Genomic DNA, 14,675 nt, shown 5'->3' with positions numbered 1-14,675 from the left:
CCGTACTATGACCACCTATGCCTGCCGATTCCTGCTCTCGCTGCTCCTGGGCACCGTCTTCTTCAACCCCGCGCCGGCCGACGCCGTGCGGATCAAGGACATCGGCGCGATCGAAGGAGTCCGCGAAAACCAATTGATCGGCTACGGCCTGGTGGTCGGATTGGACCGCACGGGCGACATGGTCATCGGCGGCCAGTTCACGATCCAAGCGATGATGTCCATGTTGAACAAGATGGGCGTCAACCTGGTCATCGATCCCATCCAATTGCTGACCCGGAACATCGCCTCCGTGATGGTCACCGCGAAGCTGCCGCCTTTCGCCAAACCCGGCATGACGCTCGACGCGGTCGTGTCATCGATGGCGAACGCAAAAAGCCTCCAGGGCGGTACGCTGCTGTTGACCCCGTTGAAAGCGGCCAATCAACAAGTGTTCGCCGTGGCGCAAGGCCCTATCTCCATCGGAGGGTTCCTCGGCGGCACGGGCGGGGCGGGCGGCGCGACCGTGACAAAAAATCATCAGGCCGCCGGTGTGGTGCCGGGCGGCGCCATCATCGAAAAAGAAGTGGTCGTCAATCTCGATTCCTGGGAGACGGTCTCGGTGCTGCTGCGGCAGCCGGATTTCACCACCGCCATCCGCACCGCCGAAGCGATCGACGGGGTCTTCGGGAAAGGCAGCGCGGTGGCGGTGAACGCCGGGGCCGTCAAGGCCTCCATTCCGGCGTCGTTTCAAGGCCGGGTCGTCGAATACATCGCATCGATCGAAGGGCTGGACGTATCGGTCGATGCGGCAGCGAAGGTCGTCGTCAATGAACGGACGGGCACGGTCGTGCTCGGCGAGCATGTCCGCATCTCCACCTGCGCCATCTCGCACGGCAACCTCACCATCTCCGTCAAGAACACGCTGAACGTCTCCCAGCCGCCGGCGCCGGTGATCGGATCCTCAGCCGGTCAGACGGTGGTGACGCCCGATGTGCAGACGGAAGTGAAGGAGCAGGAGTCCAGACTGATGGTGGTGGATGAGACCGTTACACTGGGCGAGGTGGTCCGGGCGCTCAACGCCGTGGGGGTGACGCCCCGCGATCTCGTGGCCATCCTCTCCGCCCTCCGGTCCGCCGGAGCCCTTCAAGCGAATCTTGAAATTATTTAACGGAAACAACTGATAGATATGGATGATTTAACAAGAAGTACCGGATCATCTCTCTCATCACTACCATTATATGGAGGAGCGACTCAGATCGCCCTCCCGGCGGGGATCACGACCCAGCTCGACCGATCTCGTCCGATGGATGCCGCTGCTCAGCGCCAACAGCTCGTGGAAGCAGGCCGACAGTTCGAGGCCTACTTCATCTCCTATCTCATGAAGGTGATGCGGGAGACAGTGCCGGATGGAGCGGTCGCCAATAAACATGGGGCCTATTTTCATTCGTTCTACGACCAGGAAATCGGACTCCGGGCGGCTGAAGCGGGCGGCATCGGCATCACCCGGATGGTCCAGGAGTATGCGGACAAATATGTTGCCCCGGCCCCTCAAGTTCCGCTCGGGGAGAACCGATAAGGGACTCGACAGGGGTTAAAGCCGCCATCGCCCGCTAGGGCCATGGGGCGAACGGGAGGCGAATATGCAGATATCAGGTCACGGCAAAGCGGATCATCTGGCCAAGCTGCTGCTCGGCGTGCAGGAAACGGAGCAGGCCGGTGCGAAGCACCCCGCTGCGCAGAAGCAAACCGGCAAGGACGAAGTCCACATCTCGGAGCAGGCCAAGGAGCTGCAGCGAATCCGCGCGCTCGCCGGCGAGCCGGATGAGGCGCGCGCCGAGCGGGTGGAACGCATCCGCCAGTCCATCGACAGCGGCACGTACGATGTCAGCGGACGAAAGGTCGGAGACGCGATCCTCAAGCAGGTCTTGACCGACGCCGTATTGTAAGACGCCCTCCTGGCTCCTTGCCGATGCGTGCTGGGACGGTGGACACGCGTTCATTGCACCATCACAAGGAGTCTGTATGTCCTCGCGCACGTTTTCGCCGACCACCGCCCAACTCTGCCGATTGTTGAGCCAGGAAGAAACCGCCTGCCGCCGGCTGCTCGATACGGTCCACGAAGAACGGGCCGCCATCCGGGCGCTCGCCATCACCGAATTCCACGCCATCAACTGCCGGCGGCTGTCGATTCTCGAATCGCTGCAGGCCCTGGCCGATGAGCGGCAGCGGATCGTCCACGAATTGGCCGGCCGGCAGGGCCTGCCGCCGGCGACGTCCATTCACGGCTTGCTCGACCACTTGAAAAGCGCCGCATCGGCCGAATTACAAGCCGTCTATCGGAGCTACATGGCCGCGGCCAAAACGGTCCGTGACGAGATCAAGCAGAACGTCGTGCTCATCGAAGGCATTCGCGGGGTGGTCGACCAAGCGCTGTCGGCCGGCACGGCGGTCGTGCCGGGACAGGAACTGTATACCGCCGACGGGCAGTCCTCCGGCGCCGGCCGGCTCAACATGCTCATCCACCAGCGGGGCTAATCATGATCGGCCTGACCTCGTTGTTCGACATCGCGCGCAGCGCGCTCACGACCTCGCAGCAAGCCTTGGCCGTCACCGGCCATAACGTCGCCAACGTCAATACGCCGGGATATTCACGGCAGGAAGCGGTGCTCACCGAACGGCCGCCGCTCAACAGTCAGCCGGGGATGGCGGGGACCGGCGTGCGGGCGACCGCCATCCGCCGGTACACGGATCAATTCGTCAACCGCCAGCTCACGACCGTGCAGCAGAATCTCGGCCGCCTCACCGTATCACGGGAAGAATTGTTCCGGCTGCAGAATCTGTTCGGAGACAGCAACAATCAGGGCATCGCCGCCCGGCTGAATGACTTTTTCCGCGGCGTGCAGGACGTCTCGACCAATCCGGGCGAACTGGCGGCCCGCTCCGTGCTGCTCGCGAACGCGAGACAATTGGCTTCCGGCGTGAATCAGGCTGCGTCCGATCTCGCGACGGCCCGCCAATCGTTGAACCTCCAAGTCCAACAGACCGTCGCGGAGATCAACAGCCTGTCGAACCAGATCGCCGAGCTGAACGGCAAGATCGTGATGGCCGAGGTGGCGGGCCAAAACGCCAACGACTTGCGGGATCAGCGCGAACTCGCGCTGAACGAGCTGGCGACGCGCGTCGACATCACGACCGTGGAATCCGGCACCGGCGCCCTCACGGTCTTCGCGGCGCGGGGGCAAGTCCTCGTGGAGGGCGCGACGGTCCGGCAGCTGAATGCCGTGGAAGATCCGGAGAACGATGGGCTGTTTTCGATCGGCTATTCCACCGGCGGCACGCGTCCCTTGAGCATCGACGCGCTCATCTCGAACGGCCGGTTGCGCAGCCTGCTGGACGTGCGCGATACGACCGTCCGCGACCTGGAGGCGTCGTTCGATCGGCTCGCGGCGACCTTGGCCAACGCCGTGAACATCATTCACCGGCAAGGCTACGGGCTCGACGGATCGACGGGGCTTAATGTGTTCGGACCTCCGGCGGTGACCACGCGGCCCGTGACGGCCAATCAGGGAGCCGCGGCGATCGGCGGCGGCGCGATCACGGCCAACAGTCTCCTCACGTTTCACGATTACGAGATCCGCTTCTCGTCGGCGACGGCCTATTCCATCGTGGACGTCACGACCGGCGCCACCATTCGCGGCAACTATACCGGCACGGCGATCACCGCGCTCTCGGCGGACAATCCGCTGTCCCTCGTGACCGGGACGAACGATACGCTCACGGTGAGCGTGGATGGCGTGGCATCCGGCACGATCACCCTGGCCGGCGCCGTCAGTCCGGGCTTGTCGTACACCTCCGGGGCGGCCCTCGCGCAGGAGGTGCAGGCCAAGATCAACGCGGACGCGGCGCTGCAGGCGGCGGGCAAAACCGTGGCGGTGACCTATGACACCACGACCAGCCGCTTGGTCATCACCTCGAACAATACGACGACCGCCTCCGCCGTCGATGTGACCGGCGGCACGGCCCGCGCCTCGCTGGGATTGACCGGAGGCACCGCCACGGCCGCCTCGGGAACGTACACCAGCCCGGCGACCCTGGCGTTCGACGGCCTCAGCGTCACGCTCACCGGCGCACCGGCCGCCGGCGACCGGTTCGAAGTCGATGCGTACAGCCACGCCGCCCGCGATCTGGCGGTGACGCTCACGAACCCGGCGTCCGTCGCGACGTCCTCGACGAGAACCGGCATTCCCGGCAACAACGCCAATCTCCTGTCGTTGGTCGCACTCCAGCACCGGCAGTTTGCCAGCCTGAACAACGGCACCTTGAACGACGCGTATCGGACGGCGGCCGCAGGCCTGGGAGTCGCCGCACAGACGGCCGACCGCGAACAGGAAGCCCAAGCGATTCTCAAGGATCAGATCGACACCCTGCGTGCGCAGGTGTCCGGCGTCTCCATCGACGAAGAACTGGTGAACCTCATCAAGTTCCAGCGGGGCTTCGAAGCCGCGTCGCGGCTCGTGCGTATCACGGACGAAATGTTCCAGACGCTGTTGTCCATTAAACCCTAGGATCGAGGCTCCCATGCGCGTCACGGAATTACAAACCTTCGGCGTCCTCGCGAACAATCTGGCCCGCGCGCGGGCACGGGCGCTGGAATTCCAGCAGCAGGTGTCCACCGGCAAACTGGTCCGGCAGCCGTCCGACGATCCCAGCGCGTTCAGCCACATCGCGCTGGACAAGGCGTCGCTCGCGTCCATCGAGCAGCGGCAGCGCAACATCGTGTTCGGACAGACGCGGCTGGATCTGTCCGACAAGATGCTGAGCCAAGCCACGGCCTCGCTGTCCCGCGTGCAGCAACTGGCGGTGCAGTTCCGCAGCGATACGAACGGCGCGGCGGAGCGGACCATCGGCGCCAAAGAAGTGCGGCAGCTGTTTGCACAGCTCCAACAGTCGGCCAATACCGAGTTGAACGGCCAGCCGATCTTCACCGGCACCAGCACGCACGGGCGGGCCACCGGCCTCGCCATCACGGCACCCGTGACCCTGACGAACGGCGCCACCGATACGCTCATCGTGAACGTGGACGGCGTCACGTCCGGCACGGTGGACCTGACCTCGGGGACGGAGTCCTTGACCGGCGCTCAACTGGCCGCCCGCCTGCAAAGCCGGATCAACGCCGATTCGGCGCTGGTGAACGCGGGCAAGACCGTGACGGTGACCTTCGACGGGAATCGCCTCGCCATCGCCTCCGACTCGAACGGCTCACCATCCACGGTGACGGTGACGGGCGGCCTGGCCCGCAACGCGCTCGGGTTCATGGGCGGCAGCGGGACCACCGGCGGCGCGCCGTTTGCGCTCACCGCCACGGTGGCTCCGGCCGCCGGCAACACCGGCGGCGCGGTCGCCGGACAGGGGCGGGTGGTGGACGACAATGCGGCCACCCTGGACGATTATCTGATCCGGTTTACCTCGGCCACCACGTACGACGTGCTGAACGTGACCGCCCCCGTTTCAGCCGCCCGCGGCTCGTCCAACACCGGCGCGGCCGCCGTGGTGGACGCCGGCATGGTGAACGCGGCGCAGCTCACGCTGCACACCTATCAAATCCAATTTACGTCCGCGACGCAGTACTCGGTGGTGGACCAGACGACCAGCACGACCTTGTCGTCCGGCAACACCTACGTATCGGGCGAGGCGATCTCGTTCGCCGGCCTGCGCGTCGTCCTGGCGAACGGCCAGCAGGGCGGCCCGCAGACCGGCGACACGTTCTCCGTCAGCCTGGCGCCGCGCACGGTGCTGTCCAATCAAGCCTATGCGTCGGGGAGCGAAATCAGCTTCGACGGCATCCGCCTGACCCTGACGAACGGGACCGGCGCGCCGGCGAACGGCGATCTCTTTTCCGTCGTCTCGGGCCTGCAGTACCAAGGCGACGCCGGCGTCCACGCGATTGAAATCGGGACGAACCAGACCGTGCCCACCAATGTCGCCGGCGACCGCGCCTTTACCGCCGGCACCGTAGATATCTTTGCAACCGTGAAACAGTTGGTCGGCGCGCTGCGGGGCAATGACCGGCAGGGGATCAGCGAGGCGCTAGGCGGATTGAACCAAGGCCTCTCGCAGATCGGCGCGATGCAGGGAGAAGTGGGTGCGACGTCCCATCGCTTGACGACGAGCGCCGCGCAGCTCGATGAGGCCAAAGGCTTTTTCGTGCAGACGCTGTCCGAAACGGAGGACGTCGATCTGGCGAAAGCCATCTCCGATCTGACGCTCCAGCAATATGCGATCGAGGCGGCGAGCCGAACACTGGCGAAAGTGTTCGAAAACTCGTTGTTGAATTATCTCTGAGAAGGGATCAGGCACCATTTGCGCGCAGCCAGGGGTCTGGTCCCCTTCTTCGCGTTTCGCGTGGGACCTGACCCCGCTGGCAATGGTGCCTGCCCCCTAAGGTTTCGAATCGACAGGCCGATAAAGGGCGGGATCGTTCTCGCCAAGGAAGGCTCCATGCTGGTCCTCACACGCCGACGCGGAGAAGGCGTGACCATCGGGCCCGACATTCGGGTCATCGTGCTCGGCACCAAGGGCGGACAGGTCCGTCTCGGCATCGAAGCGCCGAAAACCGTGGAGGTCCATCGTGATGAAGTGCATGCCCGCATCCTCAGTGAGAATCAGCTGGCGGCGCAAACCGGCGTCATTCCGCTCGACGCCTTCCGGCGGCTCACACCGCCGAAACGCCGCGCCGCCCAGTGAGTGCCGGTTATGAAATGTACCTCAAGCCGTTTCGGCTCTTTTGAAATCGACGACAAGTCAATCCTCGCCTTTCCCTCCGGCCTGCTCGGATTCCCCGATCACCGGCGCTACGTCATGCTGGATCACGACACCGACGCGCCGTTCAAATGGCTGCAGTCGCTCGACGAGCCGGCGCTCGCCTTCGTCGTGATCGATCCGGCCCTGTTCCACACCGACTATCGGGTGACGTATTCCCCCGAGGCGTTGGAGGAAGTGGGGAGCATGGAGGCGGACGAATTGACCCTCGCCGTCATCCTGACGATTCCATCGGACGATCCCGGCCGCATCACCGCCAATCTACGGGGGCCGCTCTTGATGAACCCTCGCACGAACCTCTGTAAGCAACTCGTGCTCTCAGACGACTATCCAACCCGCTATCCGCTCTTTCCCGTCGAGTCGCTGGAGTCAGGATCCAATCCTCAGCCGGTTCCCACCGTAGCCTGCCCCGCGTAAAGCCGACATACTACCTCCCGGCGCCGTGCCCTTCCCCGGTCTTGCCATGTGGGCCAGGCTCATCCCCCTCTTGACGGGAATCCGAAAATGGCTATTCAGGAAGAACTCCACCCCACCTCAATCGAAAGGAGGCCCCCATGTATGTCATGCGCATGACGCCTATGGAGACGTTCCGTGAGCTCGAAAATGTCTCTGAACGTCTCAGTCGCCTGCTCGCTGCCAGCCGGTCCGGAGCCGGCGACGGGCAGAAGGAATCCATGGCTCTGGCGGATTGGGCCCCGGCGGTCGATGTGCTGGAAACCGATACGGAATTTCAGATCCAGGCCGAGCTGCCCGGCCTCGAAAAGGAGCAGGTGAGCTTATCCGTCGAGGAGGGCGTCCTCACGATCTCCGGCCGGCGCGAGCAGGAGAAGGAAGGAAACGGCAAGCGGTATCATAAGATCGAGCGGGCCTACGGAGGTTTTGCGCGGAGCTTCACTGTGCCGGACCTCGTGGATCAGCACAAGGTGTCGGCCGAGTTCAAGAACGGCGTTCTCACGGTGCGGCTGCCTAAATCCGAGAAAGCCCGTGCGAAAGCGATCGAAGTCAAAGTCACCTGAGATCGACGGGGACCGCCACCCGGCTGGCGGTGCGGCATCCGGAGAAGGGGGAATCGCATGAGCACGGCTGACTACTATGCCGTCACGCCGCGGCCGTGGTGACGTGCTCCCGGCCTTGCCGGTACTGCTCCAGCAGCCGGACCAGCCGCAGGACTTCCAACTCCAGTTCGGCATAGACGGGCGGGGCGTCGTGCAGCGCGCCGATGTGGCCGACGGCTTCCAGACGGCCGGCCGCCTGGGACACGGCCGCCGCGCAGAGGTTGCCGGCGGTGCCTTTCAGGGTATGGGCCGCCCGCTCCACGCTCAGCGCGTGGCCGGCGGCGAGCGCCTCCTTGATATCCGCGAGCATCGATTCGTACCGTGTGAGGAACAGGCTCACCAGTTGGGCGAAGAGCTGCCGATCGCCGCCGATGTTCTGAATCATTCTGGCCGGATCGAAGATGCTCCGGTCGTCGCTGAGGGAGCCGGCCAAGGGGTCAGGCACCTTTTGCGCGGAGCCAGGGGTCTGGTCCCCTTCTTCGCGTCTCGCGTGGGACCTGACCTCTTCGTCCATCGGGCTCTCAGATGGCGGCACAATCCATCGCTGCAGCACCAGGCGCAGGTCATCGAGCTTGACCGGTTTCGGGAGATAGTCGTCCATGCCGGCCGCAAGGCACCGCTCCCGATCGCCGGCCATGGCATTGGCCGTCACGGCGATGATCGGAACGTGGCGGGTCACGGGGTCAGGCACCTTTTGCGCGCAGCCGGGGGTCTGGTCCCCTTCTACGCGTTCCGCGTGGGACCTGACCCCTTGGTCAAGCAGGGGGTCAGGAGTCGGGCGGAAGGACTCCCGACCCCTCGACAAATGGTGCCTGACCCCGTCCTCCGCGTCGCGCTTCGCGTGCATCGCTTCACGTTCCCGAATTTTTCGGGTCGCGTCGAATCCGTCCATCACCGGCATCTGGCAATCCATGAGGATCGCCGCGTACTCTCCGGCGGCCATAGCCGCCAGCGCCTCCCGGCCGTTTTCCACCACGTCGGCCTGATAACCCAGTTTTTCGGCCATCCGCACCGCGAGCTTTTGATTGACGACGTTGTCCTCGGCGACCAAAATGCGCGGCCGGCGCGCGGCCTCCGCCAGCGTGTGCCGGGTGACGAGACGCGGCGCGGCGGGCGCCGGCTGTGCCGGCTCGATCGGCGCCACGCCGAGCACCGTCCGCAGGCAGTCGCGCAATTCGTCGTGGCGCACGGGCTTGGTCAGATAGCCCATCGCACCGGCTTTCCGCGCCTCTTCGGCGTGGCCCCGTTGCAGCAGGGAAGTCATGACGACGATGCGCAGCCCGGCGCAGGCCGGGTGGCGGCGCAGCTCGCGCGCGAGCTGCAGCCCGTCTTTCTCGGGCATCATCACGTCGAGGATCGCCAGCTCATACGGGCGGCCCTGCAGCGCGGCCTCCGCCACCAGGGTCAGCGCGATCCCGGCGTCCTGCGCCACGCTGTCCGTCATGCCCCAGCCCGAGACGAGCTGGTGCAGGATCATGCGGTTGGATTCATTGTCGTCCACGATGAGGACCCGCCGGCCTTTCAGATCGCCGGCCGGCACGATGGCCCGCGGCGAGCTCGGCTGTTTGACGAAGCGGGCGGTGCACCAAAACGTGCTGCCTTTGCCGGGGGCGCTCACGACCCCCATCCGTCCGTCCATGAGCTCGATCAGCTGCTTGGAGATCGAGAGCCCGAGTCCCGTCCCTCCGTATTTTCTGGTCGTCGAGCTGTCGGCCTGCACGAACGGCATAAAGAGCTTCGCCTGTGTCTCCGGCGCGATCCCGATGCCGCTGTCGGCGACCTCGAAGCGGATCATCGCCGCGTCGCCGCCGTCCTCTTCCAGATAGGCTTGCAGGGTCACTTCCCCTCGGTCGGTGAATTTCACGGCGTTGGCGACCAGATTCGTAAGGACCTGGCGCAGCCGCCCCGGATCGCCCCGCAGGGCGGTGGGCACCGCCGCATGCACCAGCCCGACCAATTCCAATCCTTTGGCTTCGGCGCGCTCGGCGAATTGCGCGAGCACCTGTTCCACCGTCGTGCGCAGGTTGAAGTCGAGCTCCTCCAGCTCGAGTTTGCCCGCTTCGATCTTGCTGCTTTCGAGCAGATCGTTGATGAGGTGCAGCAAGGCTTCCCCGCATTGCCGGATCGTTTCGATGTAGGAGCGCTGCTCGGACGACAGGCTCGTCTCCGCGAGCAGGCTGGTCATGCCGATCACGCCGTTCATCGGCGTCCGCAGCTCGTGGCTCACCGCGGCGAGAAAGGCCGTTTTCGCCTCCGCGGATTCCCGCGCGGCGGCCAGGGCTTCGTCCAGACGCCGATTGCTGTCGGCGAGTTGGTCCGCGGAGCGCCGCAACGCCTGCTGGGTGGCGTGGATCTCCGTCATGTCGAGGGCGTACCCGCGCACGATCCCTTGCGCCGGCACAGGGCAGAAGGTCCAGGAAAAGCTGGCCTCCGGCAGGAACACGTCTTCGCCGCGCACCGCCTGGCCGGACTGGAGACACCGCTCCACCAGCGCAGGCAGGCCGCGGGGAACCACTTTGGGAAAGCCGTCCGCTCCGTACCCCAGCCGGGACAACAGGGCCGTCATCACCGGATTGGCATAGAGGAGTTGGGCGTGGCGATCCACTTCGATGATGGGGCTCGGGCTTTCCTCCGCAATCGCCGCCAGCCGGTCTCGATCCTGCCGGAGCTCCCGCTCGCGGGAGAGATCGCGCAGGGTCACCGTCAATCCCGGCCGCTTCTGATCGCCGACCGGCGTGCAGATCCATTCGACCGGCGTCGGCCGGCCGGTGCCATCGTTCAAATGGATCACGGGTCCATGGAGGGGGCGTCCGGTCGTCAGCACCGCGCGCAATTGTCCCGCGACGTGCGTCTCGTCGCCGCCGGTGAGAGTGGACCAGAGCGCCGGGAAGGTGCAGCCGGCCGGTGCGGCGGAGGGGAGCCGCAGGAGGCGGCGGGCTTCGGCGTTGGCGAACGTCACGGCGCCGGTGCGGTCCAGAACCAGCAGGGCGAACGGCAGTCCGTCGCATAGATTCGCAAGCGAGGGGTCGAGAGCCGTACGTCCGGGACGCGGGGCGACGGAGCGGCGAGGTGTCCTCCGGGCGCGTTTCATCAGGCGGCCTGTGAAGGCGGATCATCGAGATACATGGCGATGTTGACCCGCTCCTGCCCCGGGTCCAGGACGCGCAAGACGCTCCGCACGCTGCGATCCTGCGCCTGCGTGGCAAGATCCACATCCAGCGGATCGGTGTACGATTCTCCTTGCGGACCTCCGGTGATCTTGACCCGGGGTTTCAGCCGCTGCTCCGGATTGACGCCCACGACGACCGCTTGCTCGCCGGTGTTCAGCCGCACCAGACTGCCGACCGGATAGACGCCGATGCTGCGGATGACGATCTCGACCAATGATTTCTCGAACTGTCCCCGTTCGCCGGCCAGGAACAACTGTCTGATCGCGTCGTGCGGCAGCATGGCCGGCCGGCCGCTGCGGCGGCTCACCATGCCGTCGTAAAGGTCCACCACCCCCACGATCCTTGCCGCCTGCGAGATCGCTTCGCCGGCGAGCTTCCCCGGAAAGCCGCTGCCGTCGCTCCGTTCATGATGCTCCGTCACGATCCGCTTCACCTCTTCCTGTAAGTCCGACTGGTCGGCCAGCATCGCCAACCCGAGCGTGGAGTGCTGCTCCAGCAGGGCGCGCTCGGACTCGGTGCAGTCCCAGCGACGGCGGACGAGATTGCGCGGCAGGCGGACGTAGCCGGCGTCGTGCAGCAGTGCTCCGGCGCCGAGTGGCGCCAGCGACTCTTCTCTCAGGCCGCATTCGACCCCGACGATCAGCGAAAGAATGCACGTGTCCAGGCCATGCCCGGCCAGGGACCGGTCGAACTGCTTGATCTTTGCCAAAGCCAACTGGGTCAACAGTCCGGTCCGGTCATCGAGCAGGTGCGCCAGGATGTTCGACACCACCGTTTTCGTGGCGGCCGGAGGAGGAGGGACGCCTTGCTCCAGATCGGCGAAGATCCGTTCCATCGTTTGCTGCGCTTCCGCATAGAGCTGCCGAGCACGGGCCTCCACCGGTCCAGTTGCTCCTGCATGGGCCTGCTTTCCGGCGCTTCCCTCCGGTGAGTCGACGGAGCGATCGTCGGGCGCGGACGGCGGGCGCCTGTCCGCCTGTACCGGAAGATCCACGCCTTTGCTCGTGTCGATGGTCACGGTTCGAATACCGTGTTGTTTCATCAGGCGGACGGTCTCGGCGTCTTTGATCAGGCGCTTATGGAAGAGGAACGGCGTGCGATACCAAGGCAGGTCCATTTCAACAACGAACATGCCGGGAACCAGCTGATCGATGACGATCTCTTTGAGGGGGGGCTTCGGTTTCATCGGTCCTGAAAGGGTCCTGAAAGGGTCAGGCGCCATTTGCGCGCAGGGCCCTGCGGGTCGTTCCGACACATGGTGCCTGACCTCTTGGCCCAGTCGGCGGGCGTAGATCCCACGCGCACAAAGGCACCGATGTGGTATCGGTAGTTGACCGGAGAACTTGATCTCAAGAATTCCCACAGGCAAGCCGATACCGGACCGAAGGGGTCAGGCACCATGTGCGCGCAGCCGGGGGTCTGGTCCCCTTCCCCGCGTTGCGCGTGGGACCTGACCCCTTGGTCAAGCAGGGGGTCAGGAGTCGGGCGGAAGGACTCCCGACCCCTCGACACATGGTGCCTGACCCCTTTCCGTGACCCGACATGACCAAGCGCATTGCAATCGACGAACTGCGGCCCGGGATGCGGATCGCACGGTTGGACCGGTCCTGGCTCGCGACACCCTTTCTCCGCCATCGGATGGTCGTCTCGTCTGCCGAGCAGATCGAACAGCTCCGCTCCTGCGGCGTCCGTACGTTGGAAGTGCTCCTCGAGGATGAGGAGTTTCCGGGTCAGGAGTCCTTCCGACCGGCTCCCGGCCACCTTCCACCGGACGAGGGGGGCAGGTCCCACGCGCAACGCGCAGAGGAAGAGGACGAGGTCAGGCACCATGTGCGCGTAGCGCCGTCCGGGTCGTCCCGGCCGGAAGAACGGGATCAGGCACCACGCGAAGCGCGAGGAAGGGTGCCTGACCCCGTGCCGTTCGACGAAGAGCTGCCGGCGGCGAGGCAGGTCTATCGGGCCGCCAAGTCAATCATCGAAGGTGCGATGCATGACGTGCGGATGGGCCGGGCCATCAACATGGAGGCGGTCAATCAAGTCGTCGCCGACATGGCGGACAGCGTGCTCCGCAATCCCGATGCGTTGACGAGCCTGTCGCGCCTCAAACGTTTTGACGAATACACCTTCTACCACTCGGTCAACACGGCGCTGCTGGCTCTGTCGCTGGGCCGCTCGCTGGGATTCGACGGCGAGCAGTTGCATCAACTGGGCGTCGGCATGCTGCTCCATGATATCGGTAAAACCAAAATTCCTTTGGAGATCCTGAACAAGCCCGGGCGGTTCGAGCCCCACGAATTCGAACTGATGAAACAGCACGTGATGCGCGGCGCCGAAGTCCTGTCGGACATGACGGGCCTGGCCGATCCGTACCTGAAGCCCGCGCTGGAGCATCATGAACGGGTTGACGGCTCCGGCTACCCGCACCGGCGTGGGAAAACGGAGCTGAGCCCGCACGGCTTGATCGCGGCCGTGGTGGACATCTATGACGCGATCACCAGCGACCGCTGCTATCACAAGGCCAAGCCGGCGCATGAGGCCCTGCAGTTTCTCTATCTGATCTCGCAGAAGGGCCATCTCGACCATGCGATCGTCCAACGGTTCATCCAGGTCGTGGGCGTGTACCCCGTCGGATCGGTCGTCGAGTTGAACACGGGCGAGGTCGCCGTCGTCCGCACGCTCGAGCGTGAGGCGCCGCTCGAGCCCAGCGTGATCCTCGTCCAGGGCGCCGGCCGGACGTTCCTGGCTCATCCCGTCACAATCGACTTGCGGCGTCAGTCCGGCAGGCCGCACCGGTCGATCGCCGTGGTGAAGGATCCGCTGCTGGTCGGCGTGAATCCGGGTCTGTTCCTCGATCAGGAATCGTTGTGACAAAGGAGTCGCCATGAACGACGTCATCGCCTCGGCGCTGTCGCCCGCATCGTTCCTCACCGTGGGCCATGCCCTGAAGATTTCGCTGGCTCTGGGGCCCCACAAGGCCATGTACGGCTCGACGCTGCTCGGGTGGAAAGACCATGCCTGGCTGGTCTGCGAATGGCCGGCCCAGCTCGGCCACGACGCGGACATTCCGCGGGGCACGCCCTGCACGATCAGCTATCTGCACGAGGGCAAGCTCGTCGGCTACCGGACCGACATCCGCGATCTTGTCACCTCGCCGGTGCCGCTGCTGTTCATCGCGTTCCCGCAGAATGTGGAAGAGATGCACCTCCGCAAGCACGCGCGCGTCTCGTCCTGCGAGCCGGTGTTGCTCATGCGCCAGGATGCCGGATCCGGCTCGGCTTCATCGAACTATGCCGGCGGCATGCTGAAAGATCTCAGCCTCGGCGGATGCAGCGTCGCCCTTTCGCAACGGCCGTCCTGGCTGCGCCCCGGCGCGACGATCCGTCTCGAATTCGAGCTGCCGGGCTTGGGGCACGTCACGAATCTGACGGGCATCGTCAAGAACGCCGACGCGAAGGACGACCACTGCCTCGCGGGCTTCGAGTTTCAATTCGACCGCATGGAATACATCGAGTACCGCGGATGGGGCGGTTCGGTCAGACAGGCGGTCGAGCAATGGACGACGCAGAAGACGCCTCCGGCCCTTCCGCGGTAAATGTCATCTGTTCGTACACCGCGCGCCGGTTCGCCAAACCGGAAACTCCTGCCTGACTCA

13 protein-coding genes are annotated in these 14,675 nt (G+C 65.0%); 11 read left to right on the top strand and 2 right to left on the bottom strand.

What is annotated here, in order from left to right; translation table 11 throughout:
- The first annotated feature begins 7 nt into the window (after positions 1-7).
- The 9 genes from NITMOv2_RS10065 (at position 8) to NITMOv2_RS10025 (ending at position 7,814) form a co-directional block, all read left to right on the top strand.
- A complete protein-coding gene (locus NITMOv2_RS10065; RefSeq protein WP_083447915.1) occupies positions 8-1,147 on the top strand; it encodes a flagellar basal body P-ring protein FlgI in 1,140 nt (379 codons plus the stop codon).
- Between the two features lie 135 nt (positions 1,148-1,282).
- Positions 1,283-1,555 (top strand): rod-binding protein, encoded by a 273-nt coding sequence (locus NITMOv2_RS10060; RefSeq protein ID WP_053379743.1) that lies wholly within the window; start codon positions 1,283-1,285, stop codon positions 1,553-1,555.
- Between the two features lie 64 nt (positions 1,556-1,619).
- A complete protein-coding gene (flgM, locus tag NITMOv2_RS10055) occupies positions 1,620-1,925 on the top strand; it encodes a flagellar biosynthesis anti-sigma factor FlgM (protein WP_053379742.1) in 306 nt (101 codons plus the stop codon).
- Between the two features lie 76 nt (positions 1,926-2,001).
- Positions 2,002-2,514 (top strand): flagellar protein FlgN, encoded by a 513-nt coding sequence (locus tag NITMOv2_RS10050; RefSeq protein ID WP_053379741.1) that lies wholly within the window; start codon positions 2,002-2,004, stop codon positions 2,512-2,514.
- A gap of 2 nt (positions 2,515-2,516) precedes the next feature.
- Positions 2,517-4,544, top strand: coding sequence for a flagellar hook-associated protein FlgK (gene flgK, locus NITMOv2_RS10045; RefSeq protein WP_053379740.1), 2,028 nt, complete (start codon positions 2,517-2,519; stop codon positions 4,542-4,544).
- Between the two features lie 13 nt (positions 4,545-4,557).
- Positions 4,558-6,321, top strand: a complete 1,764-nt coding sequence (locus NITMOv2_RS10040; protein WP_053379739.1) for a flagellin N-terminal helical domain-containing protein — start codon at positions 4,558-4,560, stop codon at positions 6,319-6,321.
- Between the two features lie 156 nt (positions 6,322-6,477).
- Positions 6,478-6,723 carry a carbon storage regulator CsrA gene (gene csrA / locus NITMOv2_RS10035; RefSeq protein ID WP_053379738.1) on the top strand — a complete coding sequence of 82 codons (246 nt, stop codon included), beginning with the start codon at positions 6,478-6,480 and terminating at the stop codon, positions 6,721-6,723.
- Positions 6,724-6,732: 9 nt separating this feature from the next.
- Complete coding sequence (gene fliW / locus NITMOv2_RS10030; protein ID WP_053379737.1) at positions 6,733-7,215, top strand: flagellar assembly protein FliW; 483 nt, start codon at positions 6,733-6,735, stop codon at positions 7,213-7,215.
- A 137-nt stretch (positions 7,216-7,352) separates the two neighbouring features.
- The gene (locus NITMOv2_RS10025) at positions 7,353-7,814 is read left to right on the top strand and encodes an Hsp20/alpha crystallin family protein (RefSeq protein ID WP_053379736.1); all 462 of its coding nucleotides are present in this window, start codon (positions 7,353-7,355) and stop codon (positions 7,812-7,814) included.
- Between the two features lie 82 nt (positions 7,815-7,896).
- On the opposite strand, the gene NITMOv2_RS10020 is transcribed toward NITMOv2_RS10025, so the two are convergent.
- On the bottom strand, positions 7,897-10,944 hold the full coding sequence (locus tag NITMOv2_RS10020) for a response regulator (protein ID WP_053379735.1): 3,048 nt from the start codon (positions 10,942-10,944) through the stop codon (positions 7,897-7,899).
- On the bottom strand, positions 10,944-12,209 hold the full coding sequence (locus tag NITMOv2_RS10015; protein ID WP_053379734.1) for a cyclic di-GMP phosphodiesterase: 1,266 nt from the start codon (positions 12,207-12,209) through the stop codon (positions 10,944-10,946). Before NITMOv2_RS10015 ends, NITMOv2_RS10020 begins: the two co-directional genes overlap by 1 nt.
- 356 nt (positions 12,210-12,565) lie before the next feature.
- On the opposite strand from NITMOv2_RS10015, the gene NITMOv2_RS10010 reads away from it, so the two are divergent.
- Together NITMOv2_RS10010 and NITMOv2_RS10005 are read left to right on the top strand one after the other, a co-directional pair.
- Positions 12,566-13,891, top strand: a complete 1,326-nt coding sequence (locus tag NITMOv2_RS10010; RefSeq protein ID WP_053379733.1) for an HD-GYP domain-containing protein — start codon at positions 12,566-12,568, stop codon at positions 13,889-13,891.
- A gap of 13 nt (positions 13,892-13,904) precedes the next feature.
- The gene (locus NITMOv2_RS10005; RefSeq protein WP_053379732.1) at positions 13,905-14,615 is read left to right on the top strand and encodes a flagellar brake protein; all 711 of its coding nucleotides are present in this window, start codon (positions 13,905-13,907) and stop codon (positions 14,613-14,615) included.
- Positions 14,616-14,675 lie beyond the last annotated feature (60 nt).

Origin of the sequence: Nitrospira moscoviensis (genome assembly GCF_001273775.1) — a bacterium.
Classification (GTDB): domain Bacteria; phylum Nitrospirota; class Nitrospiria; order Nitrospirales; family Nitrospiraceae; genus Nitrospira_D; species Nitrospira_D moscoviensis.
The sequence above is the reverse complement of the archived record's forward strand: the minus strand, read 5'-3'. Positions and strand labels throughout refer to the sequence as shown.

Excerpts from the sequence above, each read along its gene's own strand:
- NITMOv2_RS10040 (WP_053379739.1), top strand. The coding sequence starts at position 4,558 with ATGCGCGTCACGGAATTACAAACCTTCGGCGTCCTCGCGAACAATCTG.
- flgM (WP_053379742.1), top strand. The coding sequence starts at position 1,620 with ATGCAGATATCAGGTCACGGCAAAGCGGATCATCTGGCCAAGCTGCTG.
- NITMOv2_RS10050 (WP_053379741.1), top strand. The coding sequence starts at position 2,002 with ATGTCCTCGCGCACGTTTTCGCCGACCACCGCCCAACTCTGCCGATTG.
- csrA (WP_053379738.1), top strand. The coding sequence starts at position 6,478 with ATGCTGGTCCTCACACGCCGACGCGGAGAAGGCGTGACCATCGGGCCC.
- NITMOv2_RS10025 (WP_053379736.1), top strand. The coding sequence starts at position 7,353 with ATGTATGTCATGCGCATGACGCCTATGGAGACGTTCCGTGAGCTCGAA.
- NITMOv2_RS10005 (WP_053379732.1), top strand. The coding sequence starts at position 13,905 with ATGAACGACGTCATCGCCTCGGCGCTGTCGCCCGCATCGTTCCTCACC.
- fliW (WP_053379737.1), top strand. The coding sequence starts at position 6,733 with ATGAAATGTACCTCAAGCCGTTTCGGCTCTTTTGAAATCGACGACAAG.
- NITMOv2_RS10010 (WP_053379733.1), top strand. The coding sequence starts at position 12,566 with ATGACCAAGCGCATTGCAATCGACGAACTGCGGCCCGGGATGCGGATC.
- NITMOv2_RS10065 (WP_083447915.1), top strand. The coding sequence starts at position 8 with ATGACCACCTATGCCTGCCGATTCCTGCTCTCGCTGCTCCTGGGCACC.
- NITMOv2_RS10060 (WP_053379743.1), top strand. The coding sequence starts at position 1,283 with ATGGATGCCGCTGCTCAGCGCCAACAGCTCGTGGAAGCAGGCCGACAG.
- NITMOv2_RS10020 (WP_053379735.1), bottom strand. The coding sequence starts at position 10,944 with ATGAAACGCGCCCGGAGGACACCTCGCCGCTCCGTCGCCCCGCGTCCC.
- flgK (WP_053379740.1), top strand. The coding sequence starts at position 2,517 with ATGATCGGCCTGACCTCGTTGTTCGACATCGCGCGCAGCGCGCTCACG.
- NITMOv2_RS10015 (WP_053379734.1), bottom strand. The coding sequence starts at position 12,209 with ATGAAACCGAAGCCCCCCCTCAAAGAGATCGTCATCGATCAGCTGGTT.